The 17,834-nt window shown below is 55.7% G+C and carries 22 protein-coding genes and 1 pseudogene; 5 read left to right on the plus strand and 18 right to left on the minus strand.

Annotated features, from left to right (window positions below):
• Positions 1-145 precede the first annotated feature (145 nt).
• Together CKW19_RS11670 and CKW19_RS11675 are read right to left on the minus strand one after the other, a co-directional pair.
• Entirely contained in the window at positions 146-601 is a 456-nt protein-coding gene (locus CKW19_RS11670) for a DUF2214 family protein (protein ID WP_095058005.1), read from the minus strand.
• A 153-nt stretch (positions 602-754) separates the two neighbouring features.
• Complete coding sequence (locus tag CKW19_RS11675; RefSeq protein ID WP_095058006.1) at positions 755-937, minus strand: hypothetical protein; 183 nt, start codon at positions 935-937, stop codon at positions 755-757.
• Between the two features lie 54 nt (positions 938-991).
• On the opposite strand from CKW19_RS11675, the gene CKW19_RS28420 reads away from it, so the two are divergent.
• The 3 genes from CKW19_RS28420 (at position 992) to CKW19_RS11695 (ending at position 2,462) form a co-directional block, all read left to right on the plus strand.
• Positions 992-1,225 (plus strand): hypothetical protein, encoded by a 234-nt coding sequence (locus CKW19_RS28420; RefSeq protein ID WP_143500331.1) that lies wholly within the window; start codon positions 992-994, stop codon positions 1,223-1,225.
• Between the two features lie 359 nt (positions 1,226-1,584).
• Complete coding sequence (locus CKW19_RS11685) at positions 1,585-1,791, plus strand: hypothetical protein (protein WP_095058008.1); 207 nt, start codon at positions 1,585-1,587, stop codon at positions 1,789-1,791.
• 461 nt (positions 1,792-2,252) lie between these two features.
• Positions 2,253-2,462 carry a hypothetical protein gene (locus tag CKW19_RS11695; RefSeq protein ID WP_095058009.1) on the plus strand — a complete coding sequence of 70 codons (210 nt, stop codon included), beginning with the start codon at positions 2,253-2,255 and terminating at the stop codon, positions 2,460-2,462.
• An 80-nt stretch (positions 2,463-2,542) separates the two neighbouring features.
• Here CKW19_RS11695 and CKW19_RS11700 read toward each other — a convergent pair whose 3' ends face one another.
• The 5 genes and pseudogenes from CKW19_RS11700 to CKW19_RS11715 form a co-directional block, all read right to left on the minus strand.
• Positions 2,543-2,785, minus strand: coding sequence for a hypothetical protein (locus tag CKW19_RS11700; protein WP_095058010.1), 243 nt, complete (start codon positions 2,783-2,785; stop codon positions 2,543-2,545).
• A 207-nt stretch (positions 2,786-2,992) separates the two neighbouring features.
• Positions 2,993-3,418, minus strand: a complete 426-nt coding sequence (locus CKW19_RS11705; protein WP_095058011.1) for a cell wall hydrolase — start codon at positions 3,416-3,418, stop codon at positions 2,993-2,995.
• A gap of 75 nt (positions 3,419-3,493) precedes the next feature.
• Positions 3,494-5,548, minus strand: coding sequence for a hypothetical protein (locus CKW19_RS11710; protein WP_143500334.1), 2,055 nt, complete (start codon positions 5,546-5,548; stop codon positions 3,494-3,496).
• A gap of 51 nt (positions 5,549-5,599) precedes the next feature.
• Positions 5,600-5,728, minus strand: coding sequence for a hypothetical protein (locus CKW19_RS29055; protein WP_256580325.1), 129 nt, complete (start codon positions 5,726-5,728; stop codon positions 5,600-5,602).
• 154 nt (positions 5,729-5,882) lie between these two features.
• A pseudogene (locus tag CKW19_RS11715) lies at positions 5,883-5,975 on the minus strand (cell wall hydrolase); the annotation flags it as partial.
• A gap of 79 nt (positions 5,976-6,054) precedes the next feature.
• On the opposite strand from CKW19_RS11715, the gene CKW19_RS28425 reads away from it, so the two are divergent.
• Positions 6,055-6,273, plus strand: coding sequence for a hypothetical protein (locus tag CKW19_RS28425; protein ID WP_143500337.1), 219 nt, complete (start codon positions 6,055-6,057; stop codon positions 6,271-6,273).
• Between the two features lie 125 nt (positions 6,274-6,398).
• On the opposite strand, the gene CKW19_RS11720 is transcribed toward CKW19_RS28425, so the two are convergent.
• From CKW19_RS11720 to CKW19_RS11770, 11 genes are read right to left on the minus strand one after another with little or no spacing between them, the layout of a single operon-like run.
• Entirely contained in the window at positions 6,399-6,764 is a 366-nt protein-coding gene (locus tag CKW19_RS11720) for a phage tail protein (RefSeq protein ID WP_095058013.1), read from the minus strand.
• Entirely contained in the window at positions 6,761-7,105 is a 345-nt protein-coding gene (locus tag CKW19_RS11725; RefSeq protein WP_095058014.1) for a hypothetical protein, read from the minus strand. The genes CKW19_RS11720 and CKW19_RS11725 overlap by 4 nt, the downstream gene beginning before the upstream one ends.
• Positions 7,105-8,043: a hypothetical protein gene (locus CKW19_RS29060; protein WP_256580326.1), complete on the minus strand. Its 939-nt coding sequence runs from the start codon at positions 8,041-8,043 to the stop codon at positions 7,105-7,107. The genes CKW19_RS11725 and CKW19_RS29060 overlap by 1 nt, the downstream gene beginning before the upstream one ends.
• 24 nt (positions 8,044-8,067) lie before the next feature.
• Positions 8,068-8,727, minus strand: a complete 660-nt coding sequence (locus CKW19_RS11735; protein ID WP_095058015.1) for a hypothetical protein — start codon at positions 8,725-8,727, stop codon at positions 8,068-8,070.
• Complete coding sequence (locus tag CKW19_RS11740) at positions 8,724-9,032, minus strand: hypothetical protein (protein ID WP_256580327.1); 309 nt, start codon at positions 9,030-9,032, stop codon at positions 8,724-8,726. Before CKW19_RS11740 ends, CKW19_RS11735 begins: the two co-directional genes overlap by 4 nt.
• 51 nt (positions 9,033-9,083) lie before the next feature.
• The gene (locus CKW19_RS11745; RefSeq protein ID WP_095058017.1) at positions 9,084-12,122 is read right to left on the minus strand and encodes a DUF1983 domain-containing protein; all 3,039 of its coding nucleotides are present in this window, start codon (positions 12,120-12,122) and stop codon (positions 9,084-9,086) included.
• Positions 12,119-12,517 carry a hypothetical protein gene (locus CKW19_RS11750; RefSeq protein ID WP_095058018.1) on the minus strand — a complete coding sequence of 133 codons (399 nt, stop codon included), beginning with the start codon at positions 12,515-12,517 and terminating at the stop codon, positions 12,119-12,121. The genes CKW19_RS11745 and CKW19_RS11750 overlap by 4 nt, the downstream gene beginning before the upstream one ends.
• Positions 12,518-12,519: 2 nt before the next feature.
• Positions 12,520-13,122 (minus strand): hypothetical protein, encoded by a 603-nt coding sequence (locus tag CKW19_RS11755; protein WP_095058019.1) that lies wholly within the window; start codon positions 13,120-13,122, stop codon positions 12,520-12,522.
• On the minus strand, positions 13,122-13,706 hold the full coding sequence (locus CKW19_RS11760) for a hypothetical protein (RefSeq protein WP_095058020.1): 585 nt from the start codon (positions 13,704-13,706) through the stop codon (positions 13,122-13,124). Before CKW19_RS11760 ends, CKW19_RS11755 begins: the two co-directional genes overlap by 1 nt.
• 19 nt (positions 13,707-13,725) lie before the next feature.
• On the minus strand, positions 13,726-16,560 hold the full coding sequence (locus CKW19_RS11765) for a phage tail tape measure protein (RefSeq protein WP_095058021.1): 2,835 nt from the start codon (positions 16,558-16,560) through the stop codon (positions 13,726-13,728).
• A 57-nt stretch (positions 16,561-16,617) separates the two neighbouring features.
• Positions 16,618-16,968: a hypothetical protein gene (locus CKW19_RS11770; RefSeq protein ID WP_095058022.1), complete on the minus strand. Its 351-nt coding sequence runs from the start codon at positions 16,966-16,968 to the stop codon at positions 16,618-16,620.
• A gap of 88 nt (positions 16,969-17,056) precedes the next feature.
• Between CKW19_RS11770 and CKW19_RS11775 the strand changes: the two genes are divergently transcribed.
• The gene (locus CKW19_RS11775; protein ID WP_095058023.1) at positions 17,057-17,782 is read left to right on the plus strand and encodes a DUF2971 domain-containing protein; all 726 of its coding nucleotides are present in this window, start codon (positions 17,057-17,059) and stop codon (positions 17,780-17,782) included.
• Positions 17,783-17,834 lie beyond the last annotated feature (52 nt).

The raw sequence follows: 17,834 nt of genomic DNA on the forward strand, positions 1-17,834 counted from the left end.
AGCCCGTTCATTCCGGAATCACGGCTGGCTAAAGATTCAAGCGCTGTACCCGCCTTGCACCTCCCTACAAGCACGTTGCACGCCTGATACTACCGGCAAGCGCCGGCCCTGACTGTCAGACGTTTCCTGTTTACCCCAAGCAGACCTAACCGAGCATCACGCCACGCGCCATCCCGGTAGCGGCCACCACCATCAGCAGCACCAATAGCGCTTCGATATGACTGATCCGTGCGAACAGTCCCACACGATTCTTATCGATAGCCTCTCCCCGCGCCAAAGCCATCCGCCACTTGATCAGCGTCACCATTGGCGCAATCTCCAGCAGCAAGATCAGAACGAAAAGCGTCATTTTGAGGTGGAACAGCGGCTGATGCAGATAATAGTCCGTGCCTTTCTCATACCCGCCAAACGCTCGCACCCCGCCGCTGATCAGCAGCGTGATTGCGCAAACACCCCACACATTGTCCGCAATCAGAACACTGCGCGCCTCGCCCGTGCCGTCGCCCAGACGCCGAAGCGCCACGCCACGCGCCAGCACCGCCCACAATCCCAGGGCAACCGCCAGAAGATGAACCGCCGCAAGAAACCAGTGAGTCAGCATCGGAAAACTCCTTTCAGGACGAAGTTGAATCAGCCAGTCAGTAGTAGTCCATGAACGGGCAGCTTGCATGTCTACAGACTCTGCGTACTCATTGAGCGCAGGAATCGGCTCAGCCCCAGACGCAAAAAGCCCAGCGCGAAGGCTGGGCTCTGGTTATTTTCGGTTTACCATCATTTTGTCAGCGAGGGCTTTTGCTCTCTCGATCAACAGGTTCTGCCTGTCTTCGTGAGTGGCCCCACCGACAACCGGGGCCGTCAGATTGCTCTCGGCAATCAATGCAGCGCAGAAGTATTGATCCCAAACAGCCCTGTCTCTGTTCATTTGATCGTCGTTCATGTGCGGCTCCTTTTGATGAGGTAGCACCGCCAGTTTACGCCCGAAAGGATGCACATGAGCGCAACTGGCCCGAACTCATCCGCGTCTTTTAAACAGCCTGACAAACGAATTTTCCGGGAGGATCGCCTTCAATATCGCCAGTCCACCAGCCGTTATTACGGCGCCGAGACCGAACGCGACCAATCGCTGATGCCATTCAAGCCCCATCTCAAAAGCTGCCGTGAGCGCCATGACACCCAAGCTGAACAAGGCGATTATCAAAAATGTCGCGAGCATCCACACCTTTAAGTACAGAGCCCGCCAATACCACTGGGCTCGTTTAGCGTCGGAGTTTTTCTGAAGGGGTCGGGAGTTTTCGTTTGGCACTTCCATGGCCTCTTAGAGCGCTGTTTCAACAAAGAGGCCACGATGCATTGGCCCCAACATCCAAGCAGTTTAAACGATGGCTATTTGGTATGTCCGAAAAGCGCTCTGCCACTCGCCACTCGTCGCTTCTAATGACTCGATGTCACATTCCTGACACGCAATGGCTTAAGGATTGCACAGGACGCTCGTAGCAGCCAGGAACGACATAATTCTGACGCAGCGACCTCTAATCAACGCTTAAAAACTCCAGCAAGCGCTGGGCAGTCACCAGGAGATGTAACGTGTCAACGCTCAATGAAATCGCCATGAACCACGCGAGATTGGCCAAGCAAAAGGCTGAAGAGATGACCGATTTGAGCGACCGACGTGTGCACATCGTGGTGAGCTTCGAAGTAGCACCACTTGGTGCGCAACAGGACGTTCCATTGCACTTGATCGCGAGCGCGCAGGACAGTCACAACGTCCATACAGTCGGTTACGCGCCCTGACCGGTTGCCGAAGCTGCGATCACTTGCTGACTGGACTCTGCCGCACGTGATCGCCTACCTCCGCATATATAGGCACCTGGAGATGGGTGCCGATCTGGCGTTCTGAGGTGGGTGCTTTGCAAAAGTTTCGCAAATCGCACACAACAAAAAAGGGCCCACCTTTCGGTGAGCCCTTCTAGACCGCCCAGCAGAGCGGATTTTGTTTGGTAGGCGCGATTGGACTCGAACCAACGACCCCCACCATGTCAAGGTGACCCCGAAACCGGCGCAAGCAATTGATTAACAAAGGAAAATAAGTAGTTTAGACAGGGTACGAAACAGAGGTATCACCCTATATGAATCAATAACTTAGCGTTGTATATTCCTACAGTAGTTCCCATCCCACGGCATCCTGCCGACCGTACCTACCATCTTTTACGATTGACCACTGCTACGCTGAAATCTCCACGGAGGATTTCGCGATGCCAAATTCTGACCTGCTCCCTTCCCTGCTCTTCAAAATCAACGAAAACCAGCTCGCCCTGGAAGCCGCCATCATGGAGCTTTCGAATTGGGTCGAGCAGCGCGGTGCGGCCGACGTCGCCGACAACGTGCGTGGCGCCATGGAAGCGATCGACAAGAACGAAGAATTCATCAAGATGACGCTCGCGGTAATGATGGCACCGGAGTGATGCATTCACGCTGAAGTAATCGGCGCCTCGGCTGGCCAGAGAGTCCAAAGCTCAGTTTGCTGGTGCCCTTCGAAGGATTGTCATGTCCCCAATCTCACATGCAAAAGAAGCACATCAACCATAATGTGGTGCTCGTAGTCGTCTAGTTTTTTGCCCGCCTTTAATTTTTCAGCAATCCCATTCAGGAAGTCATCGTCTGTCTCACTGATTATGCTGAGAGCAAATTCCAGAACCTTCCCTTCGAGAGGCTCATCCTGATTGAGCCGGCGTTTTACATGACCGCACATAGCGCTTATCGATTTCATTTGTCCACCCATTGCCATCAGAAGCTTCAGCGACCCTAGCACGGGCGAACATGGAGGAAAAATTATGAATGGAATAGGCCAGATGACACAAACTAAAAATAAATTTGTCCGCCCAATAAAAATTGGTTCAAGCGGTAGCGTTTTGGGGAAGAAACCTCAGCAACAAATCCCTCCACGGCGTCCTGCCGACCGAACACAATCCCTATATAAAGGAAGGGTGCGCAGTCATGGCACGTCCTTGAAGAAAATGTGGTGACCGAGCCTCAACGTCTCTTTGGCGCCTTTCACCCAAGCCGGCGGCTTCGGCATCGTGTTCGAGTAGTAATGGGTGGCCCCATCAGTGGGATCCGACACCTTGCCCGCCATCACCTGGTCTGCAGCGATCTGTGCTTGAGCTAACTCACGTAACGGGATCGGCTTCACGCCACTCAGGTAGGCGAAGTTCGGGTCGTTCTTGTTCCAGCAGCTGAACTGGTACGGCTTCTGGCACACACCGGCATAGCCCTCACCCCACCATGACTTGGCCTTGCCGTCATTCACACGGTTGCGGATAGTCCAGGCCACGGCGATCTGCCCGGCCAACGATTCGCCACGGGCCTCACCCCACAGCGTTCGGGCGAGAATGTCGCGCTCTTTTGCGGATTCGGTCATAACTTTTCTCCAGACGTAAAAAAGCCCGCACATGACGGGCTTTGTGATATGAAAATCTAGATGCTAGGGTATCCCCTATTTTTGCAGCCCTGCTGTAGGCGCAGGCTCAAGCAGAAGCATGGTCCCAAGTGGACTCTTAGAGATGACCGGGTATTTCGCCTTCAGTGCCGAATCATTAACATCAACAAAGGTTATAGATCCATCAGTGACGCCAAGGTAGATGCATTCCAGCTGCTCATTCAGAGCGCCTTCTACCAGTTGGTCTAGATCGCGCTGAAGTAGAGTCTCGACTATTCCAGGACCTTTCAGTGGGGACGCTATGTTCAGTTCAGCGTAATAGATTGCCTGGCGTTGAGACAAGATCAGGCAGTCTCTGTTTCGGTATGTTTCGCGCATGAACCTCAACTCATCAACGACAGTCGGGTCCTTAGCATCGCCCAGCGTGGAAATGTTGCGGAGGGCTGCGCCGGCCAACTCCTTCCCTGATGAAAGAAATGTAATGGTACCGAGCGAAACAAAAAGCACGATCGGCAATGCCAAGGCCACCGAAGCTAGTTGAGTGGATCGATGGCGAACAGCGCTGAGTATTTTATCGGCAAGAATGCCAGCAATGAAAATAGCTGGCCAACAAACCAGAACCAAGCAGTACACATGCGATCTGCCCTGATAGTAGGTGAATAAACCAAGCCCCATTATAGCGCCGCAGAAAAGCACATCATAAACACTGCTTTCTGGGTATTCCTTCCATCTTGAAAGAGCTGTTATAGCACCAGCTGCATAGATCACCAGAACTGCTTGCCATGGATCCAGTGCTACAGGCATTGGAATCATACCGAAGCCGGCCATGTAGAAAATCTTCTGGTAAGCAAGCACTTCGCCCAAATCGAGCGGGACACCGGCCTTGATGCGTAGAGCAACAAAGCACGCAACAATTGTGGAAATGGCAATCGCGCCAAATAGTGCCGCGGATACTATTCCTCGCAGGGCTGAGCGCTTAGCTATCAGCGGCTTGACAAGGAGGGTTGCGCCAATCGATACCAGAACTGGGATCCCCGTGTCGATGTTCCAGAACACAGATATGCCAGCCACGGCCCCCAACACACTAAATTTAAGTCGACCAGGCTTCGACATCTGCGAAGAGAAAAGCAGCAGCGCTACTGCTGGCCAGAAGAATCTAATCGGGAAATACTGGACGTAGATGTCCTCAACGCTGCCGTTCAAATACATGAACAGGCTCATAGGGATCAACATGGTCAAAAAAATCAACAGCGCCAGAAGCGAATTGTGGACGTACTTCTTAAGCATTGCTGCAACAGCCACAAGCCCGATTGCGTGGAGCGTCGCGAAAAATAGCGTTACGGACAGAACAGACAGGCCGAATATTTTAAAGATCGGTGCAATGATCTCTGGGTAAAATCCATATTGCGAAGGCAGGTCTAAAATAATTGTTTTGCCATGAACGACTTGGTTCAAAGCATATATTACTGCGTCCAAATGCACGGACCAAACCGTAGACAAAGTTACCGAGCTAATGGACGCGATACGGTTTGGAAGTATTTGTAACGCGATAGCCACACAAATTATCAACCACCAACTTATTGTCGCCGCATGCGTGCTTGTCTTTTTGTATAGCTGGCTATGAAAAACAACCCCAAAAGAAGTTAGCAAGCCAAATATTAATAACACCGACTTGTAGCTCTTCGCCCATACTGTTGAAAAAAACAGTATGTCGATAAAGTCAGAGAAAACAAATGTGGCGACAAAAATCACGGCCGCAAAAATTGGCAGTCCTATCTTGACGGGGGTTGGGATCGTCCTAGCACGGCGAGACCTGACACCTCCTAGATCGGCGATCCAGAAATACCCAACCAATGCAGCAGGTGCCAATGCAGCGATAACTACGAAGATAGCTCTCTCTAATGGCTCTGGCACTAACTCATAAGGCTTTCCGGTTCTATCATGTACTAACATCTGATCCACGGGCATCGAAGCAATATCGTGGGGGGCTAAAAACCAAATAGCAAAGGCCGAAACTGAAACGCCTAATATAAAGAAAAAAAGTACAATAACTCCTTTGGATATAGCGTCTTCTTTCTCGGCGATGCCAATCTCTTTCATTAACGCCGTCAATATTGTTCTTCCTTATAGCGGCAGATTTTGCCATAGACTGATACAGTTTATTCAGTGACTATAAAAGAACCGATCAGCGCCACCTTTTGGTGTCAGTGGTTCCATGCCGTTGCCGTTGCCGTTGCCGTTGCCGTTGCCGTTGCCGTTGCCGTTGCCGTTGCCGTTGCCGTTTACAGTCACGCATACAGCTTATGATGGCCGAACATCCTTGCAGCGGAAAGTAATTTTGCCAAAATCGCAACTTTTTCCCATGCGGCCTCTAGACGACAGTTCGACCGCTTAACGCCGAAAGCTCTCGCTTTCGGCAAGGCGTTTAGGGGATGACGATTATTCAGGCCACGGCGATCTGACCGGCCAGTGATTCACCGCGCGCCTCACCCCATAGCGTACGGGCAAGACCATCGCGGTCTCTTTCTGTTGTGGTCATCACTTTTCTCCAGGCGAAAAAAAACCGCACTCGACGGGACTCAATGGTTAAGCTGTGCGCTCCACGCATGGAGGCATTTATGAAGTACACAACGATTCTTCTGATTGCCGCATTGCTCGGTGGCTGCGCCTCATACAGTGAGCGAGGCACCGGTGAAGGCGGAAGGGAAATCAACAACAAAGGCTATACCGTCCGCTGTGATGCAACACCAGCTAATCAGCCAGGCTGCTACACACCTCCCCCGTCGTGGTCCTGGTGGCCTTCAAAAAACATCAAATTTAAACTGGGCGCGAACTAAATTAGCTCCGCGCCAGACTTATCTGGACTTCTCGCTGAGCGAGAGCGTTGCAGAGATCGAACATTGTTTTCTCCAGGCAAAAAAATACCCGCTCGATGGTGGGCGCGTTGTGCTGCTTGATCGCGCTAGATCAGATCTCCGACCAACTCTTGCGGGTCGGCCACGATAACAGGCGCGACCGGCTCAACCGGCCACACTGGCGCGGCGTACCAAATCGGCTGCGCGGTGACTTTGCCCAGTGCGAATTTGTACACCTTCCAGGCTTTGAGGTTGAGCAACAGCGCGGCCTGCTCGGCTTCGTCCTCTGCGGTTGCCTCGCCAGCCTCGATGCCATAACCGAGCGTGTCGATCCGATCCTGAATTCGGGCGATCTGCGTTACCGCATCGGCATTCTTCGCTGCGAGCTGAGCTTTCACTACGACAAGGTGTGCAGCCTGCACCGCTGCATCTTTCATGGACTTGGTAATCAGTTTGGTCCAGTCGATATTCATTCAATGTCCTCCGGTGCCGTCTCTATCTCTGGATCTGGAAGCGGGCCGGGAAACACTACCGGGCCATTCGGCACGTTTTCCAGCGGAACCGGGAACGCTTGCTCTGGGCTGAAATTGGCAGGCAAAGGCAAGAAGAGCGTCAGTTCAAGCTCTCCATCAACTTTATCCACGGGGCCTGCAAACCACTCTGACGTGATCGCTCCGAAGGGTAGCGTGTCGCCGTCGGCCATGCGTGAGAAGTCGAAGATCTCGCCATTAATGATGAGTGTGGCGCCAACGCGAGACACTTCCAGCGTGTCATCGCGTCGCTGCGGGGAAAGTGGGGAAAGGTTGATCTTCATTAGAACCATCTTCCTATGGCAATATAAGTATATGTATAAGTCTGCACGTAGTTCCAATACTGGACAATTTGAAACACGCTAGTCGTGACAGGGTTGGATCTGCAATAACCTTGAAACACGTTGGTTACGTTAACGCCGGTACTATTTACAGAGACCTTGTATGCCGCATTAATGAATGCGGCAGGGAGACTTATATTCGCTGAATATGCTTGAGCTGTAGTTGTTTGATCTATCCCGGCCACTGGTTGCCCATGGCAGATCATTGTCCCATCCAAGAGCTTCATGTAAGTGCCGTTGGCGTTAGTTGCGGTGTCCACAATCGCCCCAGTTGGAATTCCACCTGCCTGCGATACCGCACCAACTGCGTTGCTCTTTCCGTAAGCACCTGCTGCTTGTAGTGCGGCCAGCAACGCGGCAATTGAGGTAACTCCAGTACCGCCAAGTGCCGCACTCAGCGCAGTGGTCAGGCCTGTCAGTGACGTAATGTCGCTGTTCGCTCCAGACTTGGCGGAACCTAAGGTGAGGCGAGCTGAAGATGCGTCAGGGTCATTGAGCAGTCCCTGGATGTACGCCGAGAGGTCCGTAATCCCGGTACCGCCTTTGTTGGGCGGCAATATGTCGTAGTTGCCGGTGGTGCCCAGTGCGGCCAATATGGCGCCGTACTGATTCACCAGCGCCCGCAGAGTATCGGCCGATTCTTTTGTGTAGCCCTGCATGGGTGCCAGTGCGTAGATGCCGGCGGCGACCGTCGCACCGAGATAAGCAGGGAGGATCGACAGCACGGTATCGCTTGCGATATTCGCGACCTCGTACCAACGCCCGTCCGGGCCGAGGTAGGCATCGCCAACCCTGGCATTAGCTGCGAAGGCGGTGCCGGTTCCGGTAACCGTCGTCGAATTGAGGGTGCACGCCACCGTTCCTGATTTGTACCAGGGCATTGAATATCTCCAGAAATAAGGTGGTCAGGCCAGTAATTTGGCGCAGAGAAATGGCCGGTGACCTTGGTCGGTCCAGGCGGTGGTGGCGAGGCTGTACATCATGATTCGGCCGGTGGAGTAGTCGACGGCCAACCCGCAACCGCCGCCAGAAGCATCGTTGTGGCAGTTCATGGCAAACGGGTTGAGCGAGATGTACTCGCCTGCCGCAAGAGCCTTGGTAATTGCCCATATGTAACGGCGACCAACAGCCAGTACATCGGTCCCCACGTACGTCCAGTTGCCCGCTGCGAAAGTCACGACGACCGCTGGTGCGCCACTGTCATAGACCAGCGCGGCGTTCTGATCCCACAACCGCAGTCCGTATGCCGCGGTACCCATCGAAGCCCAAGCGGCCACGAAATACTGACCGCTCAGCGTTGCGTTGATGTTGGACGCCTTCATGGCGAAGCCGGTCCAGTTGCCAGGCCCGCCGGTGAACCACACCGATATTGGCACCTGAATAGCGCCTGCATCCGGCCGGATAAACACCAGCGGCGGATCCTGGCTGGTGATTGCTCGGGCAAATGTCCCCGACGCATTGGTGGTGCCTGAATACGATCCTTTGGTCAGCAGGCACAGTCGCGGCGCTTCGGAGTCGATCTGGACAAAGGAGTTGTCATTGATGCTTTGGAATCCATAGCTCATGTCGCAAACCTTATCGCGTAGGCCTTTGAGACGATCCTTGTCTGCCCGGTGGACGCACCGGCTGATGGGTTTTTAGGTAGGACGGTCACTTGCCCCATGGCGGGAGTGACGTAGGGGTACGACTTGGCGTTTCCCGAGCCGTCGAGCTCAGACGATTGCACATCCTGTGCCCTGGTCGGAATGATCATGAACACGCAGTTGGCCGGGTTGAAGCCCGGGATGTTCAGCGTGTAGCTGGGCGTGGCGCCACTGAAGTCGATCACACCCTGCCAGATCACCTGGTAGGTAAAGGTGTTGGTGTCCATGGATAGGGCACCGTTTTCATCAAAAACGCGAAGACCAAATGAAGCCATTGTTCACCCCAGATAGCCGAGTCGAACACGCAACACATTGTTGGCGTCGTAGACCGATACGTTCTGCGCGTTGATCACCATCCGCCCTTGTCCAGGGATAATGCCGTTGATCTCAAGCGTTCCGTCTTTATTGAGAATCCAGCCCTGCTGGCCGGCGATGTAGTTGGTGGAGCTGATATAGCTGCCGATCTTCGCGTTGGTGATGGTCCCGTCCTGAATGAACGCCTGATTCATGAACACTTGCCCGCCCTGCACCGCAAACGGAACCGAAATGGCGCCGCCGGCGATGGTGTTGACGATGGCGAACCGATCTGCGGCAACTAGGAACTGGCTTTGCAGTCCGGCGCCGGTGTTCTCGATGCCGAGACCGATGCCCGCGGCGATGTACTTGCCGTCGGCTGCGACCTGCATTTTCACCGACCACATCGTCGACAACTTGCCATTGGTGTCGGCGAACGCCGTTGAGGTCTCCTGAATGGCGGCGGTGTTGTTCGCGACCGAGACATTCAGCTGGGAGATCTTCGTAGCCGTCGCTGACTCATTGGTCGCAACCACCTGTTCCAGCTCGGTGATGTTGGCCTCGTTCTCGCCGACGCTTGCGTCGAGAGTGGTAAGTCGCTGAGCCATGGCGTAGTTTTCAGAGGTCCGAACCTTCTCTTCGGAAGCAATAGCCGCCGTGCTGGTCCAGCCTTTCAGCGCATCCGCCAGATCGCCTTCCCCGTTGTCGTCTCTCGACGATGCCCGCAGCGCCTCGAACGACGTCGCTTGAGCCGTGACCACTCCGTCGAGCTCGGTGATATCAGCTGTGTTGAAGGCAACTTGTTGCGCCAGCCCATTCGCTGTCTCGATCGACTGACCGACATCCAGCCAGTAAGTAGCGTTCGGCGGCGGCGTATTGATAGGAACCTGGCCTTTGGCCTGGAATATCCGGTCGTCCTCAACCACCATCTGGTCTTTCTCATAGACCTGATCAGGCTTGTAGGCAGACAGGCCGTCGAGCGCATCGATCTGTTCTTGAAGCCCCGGGATCTTGTCGATCTCGTCGACGATGTCCTGCCCTAGTTCGGTACGACCGATCTTTCCCGCGAGCGCCGCAAGGTATGCAGACACATCGTTAGAGGTTTGAGTCGGCACATAAAGGAATGAGCTTTTCCCATAGGCGTTCGATGAGCGAATGAAGTAGTAATAGTTCGTGTAAAACGCCAGTCCTGTGTGCGTGAAGGAAAGGCCCTGCCCCAGATAATCTGCGTCATTCGCCGTGGCCGTCGGTGACGTACTGAAGAAATACTCGTAGGTGCCGCCGTTCAGGCCGGTCGCAGTGTTCTGTGGGATCAACACGATGTTGTCGATCGAGGACTGCACCACGCAGGACTCAGGGATTGGCGGCCCGTTGATGCTGACGGAAATACTCGCCTCACCAGATCTCGCCATTGGCCCTACTGCCGCCACACTCATCGTGTAGTTACCGGACGGCAAGCTGTTGATGGCGCACTGTGTCGAGGTCGCTGGCACCGAATGCGACTGAACAGCGGTCGCGCCATGGCGAACGATGACGACGTAGGAAGACACGATCCCGGTAGGAGGAGCCCACGACAGGACGCCCTGCACAACCTCCGCCCCCGTGTTCTGCGTCCAGGCCAAACCTGTTGGAGACCCCAGGCCGCCAGCCGGTAGGTTGATGAAGCCAATCGGGTTGTATGGTTGACCAACTGCGTCGTCGAATATCGCCGCCTCGTACTGTTTGACCTGCACGGTGCAGCCTTCGCTGTCGCCCATCGACCAGTCTGAAACAATGAACTCGCCGAGGATGTTCAGCGACGGCAGGTTGACCCGTACCACTCGACCCGGTCGGCAGTTATAGCCGGAGAAGTTCATCGGGATGCTGATCGCACCACCCGCACGGCGCCGGCGCAGCTCCATGTTCGCCAAGCGCTGGGCCTGATATGGATCGGTGACGTACGAATAGGTCAGCGTTTCCGCTGCCTCGCCGCCATCCTCAACAATCCACTCGGACACGCTGACTTCCGGGTAGTCGGTCTCAGTCCAGGACTGTTCCGGATCGATGAACGTGCCGCGCACGGTGTTGATTGCTGAGTCATTGGTTGGCTCAGTGCTGCCCGTGACCGTGCCGATCACCATGTCTTCGGTGATCTCGAAGTCGTATGGGCCGTAGTAAGCGCCGGCCTGAAACATCCAGCGCCCGCCGACACGGATCAAGCGACCACCGGAAGCAGCTTCCAGCTTCTGCAAGACACCGGTGCGCTGCTCGTCGGCGCCAATAACGCAGGCAGTTCTATAGCGCTGACTGGTCGATCCGTCGGCGTTGCTGACAGCCTCGTCGCAGACGTTGGCGGCACTGGCGAAGGTCTCGAACACGATCTCATCGTCCGGCACGCCACAGCGGTTACGCAGGAACCAAAGCAGGTGCAGTGCGGTGTTTGCGCTGTACACAGCCGTGCCGGTGCGAGGGTCGTAAATATCATTGCGCCCGCGAACCACGAAACGAGTATCCGGAATCCCAGACGGGAATTTTTCTGCGCTATACCGCAGCGACACCCGAACATAGGAAAGCCCGCGGCCGATCTGCGAGTCCTTCCAGTCCGGGCAGTTAGCCTTCAAAAACGCGTTAACTTGGGTCGGGTTGACGACCAGCTCATAGCTAGCCAGTGCGCCGAACGAAGAGATTTCCTCTTCGCCTAAGTAGATGTTTTCCAGCGCATCGATGGCGCCTTCGCACAACACGTAAACCAGGTGCAGCCATTCACCCTCACCCTGAGTACCTGATTGCTCCTGAGCCCAGACCAGTACGCCGCCCGTGGAAACCCGGCCAAGGATAAAGCGCACTGGCGCCTTTGACGAGCGCACGGTCTGTGCGGACGGCTCGTTGTCGCGTAGCGGCGACTTGGTGTTGAGCTTTTCCTGTTGCTCGGAGGCGTAGAAAGCCAGCGCCGCGCCAGCGACCGCGCCCCACGGACCGCCCTGAGCAAAGCCAATGGCAGCGCCGACCGCGACTTGAGCAAGTTTCTTTACGCCGCTGCTCATTCAATTCTCCACGCGGCCAGTGGCTCGCATTCGACCCGGACTGCGCCGTCGTCGGTTGTTGCCCAAAAATCGCCAGCCCAGAAAACAGCCATGCTTCGGCCACCTGGTGCGTCGTACATCACCACGTCGCCGCGCTGGATGAAGGTCAGCGGAACCCGTACAAAACAGGCGTCCCACGCAGCTTCGAGGCTGCCGTGCTGCTTCTTCAATTGCCGCTTGGCGCCTGTCTCTGTCGTGTATTTGCCGCGGTACTGCTCGGCCGGATCCACTCCACACACAGCCGTCGCGCAGTCAGCCGCGAACAGGCAGCAGTCAAATTCGCCCCATGAAAAAGGCCGCTCTTGGGCGGCCTTGATCACGTCGTTCAGACGGGTTGTCCAGTCTCGGTAGCGCATGGCTAACTTCCATAAGTGAATGTCGGTGCGTCCTTCCTCGAGCCCCAGTAAATGGGCCACTCGGACATCTGGGCGATCGCGTAGAAGAACCGGTCGCCTTCATGGCGCGCGCGGTGGTTTTCATCGGTGAAGCGCTCGGTGCCGGTACGACTCCACTCGGCCATGCGGTCGATGACCGGGACGGTAATGTTGTTGCCGTCCTGGCCATTACCGGCGAACGAGAATTTGGAAGCATCCATTCGCCCCGAAAACAGGATGTCCGCCGCGTAATTGCCAGCCTCGTCGAACACGACAAACATGACCTTGGCTGCACGCCCGCGACAGCCGCGCACGTTAGTCTCGGACAGGATGTACGCATCCAGGCCGCTCAGGGTCAGCTCGACCGACATTGGCGAGCCTGAGTTGTCACTCTCCTGCGACTGACTGACCTGGCCGAAATTGCCAACTCCCAGGTACGTGATCCCGTCGACCACAAGATCTCCGGTACCGGTGTGCGCGAAGACCATGCCGTCAACGAAGTCGAGTTGCACCGCGTATACAGGCATGAACTTGCCGGTGGCGATGATGTTCACGACGTTCTGGCTAAACGGGAATGCTGATGGCATCAGAACGCCTCCCTGAATTGGTAGCTGCCGTTTGCGATCACCGGCTTGACGGACATCGCCCATGTATCGGTGGTCATGCGCATTTCCGAGTACGGGTTCAGGTACTCGACTGCGGCGCCCGCCGTGAGAGACTTGCGAATCCGCTTGTTGAGCAGGACCGTCACATTTCCCTGCGCGTTCGATGATGCCGGATCGGTGACCTCGAACATTTCGCCGGCGATGGTGATGTAGTCGCCTGCGCTGAAAATGGCCGTGCTGGGCGCGGCTCCGGCGATGAGCATGTTGCGCGCCTGCGCATTGCCGGTGACGACCGTGAGCGCGCCAATGCTCGCTGTTCGACGCCGGGTGAAGGCTGGAAGGTTGAACGTGCCGAACATCCCATCCAGTCGCCCGAGGAACGCCGACAGCTCGCGCTCCTGGGTTCTGGTGAGCAGCCCGAAGGTCAACGTGCACTGCCAGTACGCCCCCGGGTAGCCGACGATCTGCTGGGCATTCGAAAGCGTCGAAGTGAACGCCCTGCTGTTGTTAACGATGCCCCACGTCATTTCTGACGGGCGCAGCGAAGCCGGCCACGTGAGAGCCATGCAGTACTCCTTAAATGCTTTAGCGCCGCGCGATCAGCTGGCGGATGGTTCCGTTCATTTTCAGGTCACGGACGACAAGCTCGTAGCCACCTTTCGCCCCCTGCATCGCGGCCTCCTTGACCATGTTGACGGTCGCGTCGTCTGGTGTGCCTTGAAAGCTGAAGCTTTGGTGAATGAGCGGAGCGGCTGTTGATGCCGACGAGATCGGCACAACGTTGGATTTCGTAGCCGCAGCGGTAGACCCGACATATCCGCCGTCCGCATAGCCCTTGGTATTCGCGTTCATGCGCTCAAGGAACTCTCGGGCGCCAGGCTGGCTGACCACTTCCTTGTTAACAACAAACTCGCCGCCGTGCACCACGCCCTTCGGCTCGAACTTGCCGCCGTCACCGGTATAACCGCCATCGGAGAAGCCCATACCGAACCCGGCACCGGCAAAGCTGCTGAATATGCCGACTGCCGCCTTCCGCACACTAATTCGGACCAGGTCAGCAATGATTCCGTCAGCCAGATCGCTGAAGGACAGCTTCCCGGTTTTCACGAAATCGACAATCCCGTCTTCCATGTTGCTGAAGGCGTTGGTGAACAGGTCGCGGGTTTGTCCGGCAACGTCAGCGGCCTGCTCGGCGTAGTTCTGAAATGCCGAAGAAGCGCCGATAGACCAATCCGACTGCGCCTTATCTACATCCGAGTAATACTGCCGCTGCATGGCGAGGCGGTCGGCCAAGCCCTGCTGAATTATCGTGTTCTGCTTGGCGTACAGATCGGCGCTGATTTTCCCAGTGTTACGTTGTTCAAGGAGATCGGCAGACTGTCTGGCGTAATCGCGCTGGATGGCCATGTCTTGCTTCAGCCTGTCCCGCGCTTCATCGCCCAAACCTAAACCGGCAAGGTTTGAATTCAGCCCCTCTTTGGCGGTGCTGAGCCTGCTGCCTTGGTTGGCTTGGAAGGCGGCCAGCTTATCTACCTCCTCCTTGGATGCCTTGCGTAGCTCGACCTCCTTTTCAAGCGCAGAGTTCTTCTTGAGCTGGGCGGTGATCAGATCCTGACTGGCCAGTAGCGCCTTTTGATCGGCGGTGAGCGTGCTTTTCGACTTAATGTCGGCAAGCTGTTGCTCCCAGCGGATCAGTGCCTGAGCCTGGGCGCCTAGCTTCTGTGTTGCGATGCCTTGTCCACTGATTGAGACGCTCTGCTGAAGCAGCACGGCATTGGTCTGCCGGGCTGCGTCCAGCATCTTGAGGCCGGCGCTTTCGGTGTAGGCCTTAGCAGCCTCCGGCTTTTTCTCCTTGTACTGCTCTGCCGCTGCGTCTTTCAGCTGCTTGATTTGAGCCTCTGTATACGTCCGGCCGCGGCGACTTGCGGACGCGATCAGCTCATCGATCTCGGCGTACCGTGCTTTCAGCTTTTCAGCATTTGATGCCGAATTCTTCAGCTCCTGGCTAAGCCTCCCTTGGCTCTCGATTGATTTCTTATCCAGGCGCAGCGCCTCAGCCTTGGCGGCGGCTCGGCGATCATCCTCGGCCTTTTGAACATACAGATCGGTGATTGCCGACTGCGCTCCGCTTTCGCCTGCACCAAGCTCTCCAAGGTTTGGATTGTCATCGAAGATGGTCGGCGTCTTGGCGTTGCGCACCCGATTCAACCGATCCTCAAGCTTGATCAGCTTCTGCTCGAACGTGTCTTCCCGGCCAATGTCCAGGACTGCATCCCATGCGCCCTTGGCTGCCGACTTAACCCCGTCCCATGCAGTTTCGACAAGACCGAGCTTGCTTTTGATGAGGTCGGCCCGCGAGCTGATAGCTTCGGCGTAGGCCTTCTCAGCAAGGTTTGCAGCTCCCTGCTGATCGCCCTGCTTCGCCAGTGCCTCAATTTGCGCGTAAGTTGACGCAGTCAGGTAGCCAAGCTGCTCGTTTAGCTCTGCCGAGTACTTCACTGGATCTTTCGCCAGCTTCTCGAAGTCCGCCACGGTTTGGCTTGCAGCCTTTCCGGTGGCGTCCTCCATCTTGAGCGCTGCAGTAGCGATCATCTCGAACGACGATGCGGGTATTTTCGACGAGCCGGCCAGCTGAGCCAGCACTACCGATGCCGCACCGATAGTTCCCACGGATCTGCTGACATTGGCGGCCATTGAGCTAATGGCGCCAGCACTTGTACCTGCCGCATTGCCCGTCAGAATCAGGGCCTGACTGTAGGCGTCAGCCTCCTTTGATCCTTGGTAGTAGGCCAGGCCAAGCGTGCCGACTGCCGCGGCAGCCACGGTGAACGGATTGATCAGGCCGAGGACGTAGCCGCCCAGCGCTTTGGCCGCCGGCCCAGCGCCGCCGAACATATCCTTGAGCTGGCCGCCCTGCTGCAGGAATACCGTCAGCGGGTTCTGGCCGCCCTGGAGCGATACCGCGATGTCAGTGAACTGCGCAGGCACGCCTCGAAGGGCTGCCGCTGTATGTTTGGCAGTGTTTCCGGTACGGGTCAGCGAGTCATCGAACTTAGTCAGGCCGGTGCGTGCCTGGTTGATCTTGGCCTGATATTCGTTATAGGTGGCAGTGTCGAGCTTTCCGGCCTTGCGATGCTTGGCCAGGTCCTGCTCCTGCTTGTCCAGCTCACCCAAGCGGCGAACCACCGGATCAATCTGCCCCAGCAGCTTCTCCAGTTCGTCGGCTTCATCCTCGATGGACTTGGTAGCCTTTTCGGCGTCCTTGCCCATTTTCTCCATGCCGGCGCCGGCCTTGTTTAGTGCCGGCTGAACTCTCAGACCTGCATCTTCCAGCGCCTCAAGCGCCTTGCGCGTATCAGCCGCCTTTGCTTCGGCGTCTCGGCTGTCCAACTCAATGACGAGGCGGGATGTCTGCGCCATGGCTTTTCTCCTGACATAAAAAAACCCGCTCAAGGCGGGTCTTTAGGATGTGAATATTTATAATTTATAGCCGTGTTCTGCACAACTTTGCGTGATTGTCACGCTGGGAACACTTTCGCTATCCCCATCTCCCATGCCCAGGAATTGATACCCTCCCGATGGCAATACAAATACTTGGAATACCGCATTGCCTGCATAGCCGCCGAAACTATTTTTAGAATTGACTAGTCCGCAATAAACCGTGCCGCCCTGATATTTTCCAAGCTTAAACTTGGCGCTTTCGGAGTCTAGGAGCTGATCCCTCACCACATCCTGTAGCTTCTTTTTTTGCTCTGATGTGAAATCCTTCGCAAATATCTGTGCCGAAAACAGCAGCGCTAAAGCAATAAAACCGTGTATCGCCCTCATTTGTTACCCTCCCTGTAGATGGCAGCAATCTACCACCATCCACCGCAAGCGCCAAAGCCCGGCCCAGCCAGCGCGAAAGGAGGCCACGATGATTGTTTACAAATACATGAGCCTAGAGGGACTAGATGCCTGCCTGACCGAGCGAATCGTCAGATTCACGAAGCCGGTAAACTTCAACGACCCCTTTGATTGCGCAGCCTCAGCAGGGGCGACAATGGGAGGGCTTAATATCCATGCCGTTGGCTCGACCAATGCAGACAGACTGTTTGCTATCAGAAACGCTATCGGCGTCCTGTCATTGACTCGCAATCCGCTGAATTTATTGATGTGGGCCCACTATGGGCAGAACCATACTGGCGGGGTGGTCGCTTTAGACGCTGAGGAGGCAGGTCTCGAATGCGCCGATGCAAACATTATAACTGCCAGCGCTGGCAACATCATTTACACGACTGTCAGGCCAAGCGTGGACGGCGACATGCTCCCCTATCACGACGAAATTTCTGCGCAGCATGACAGGCTCATGCTTGAGCGATTGTTCCTCTACAAATCGCTGCATTGGTCGTATGAAGAGGAAATTCGCGTAGCACGTCGCGTGGACTACACGCCCCAGGTTCGCTACCAAGATTTTCAGGTCCCGAGCTCCGCTATCAAAGGGGTTTACCTAGGAGCGAAGTATTTCTCGGCGCTGACAGATGACTTTGACGGAAAGCTCCCAAAAGTCCATTTGAAGCACAGCGAGTACGAGTTTCACCGCTGCTACGAAGACCCGCAGACGTGGGACCTTCGCTCTCAGCCATATATCCCGCACTATTAACCAGCCATGCCAAACAGGCTGACTGGGCGCCAGATGCAAAAAGCCCAGCTGG

Origin of the sequence: Pseudomonas sp. Irchel s3f7 (assembly GCF_900187615.1) — a bacterium.
In the GTDB taxonomy this organism is placed as follows: domain Bacteria; phylum Pseudomonadota; class Gammaproteobacteria; order Pseudomonadales; family Pseudomonadaceae; genus Aquipseudomonas.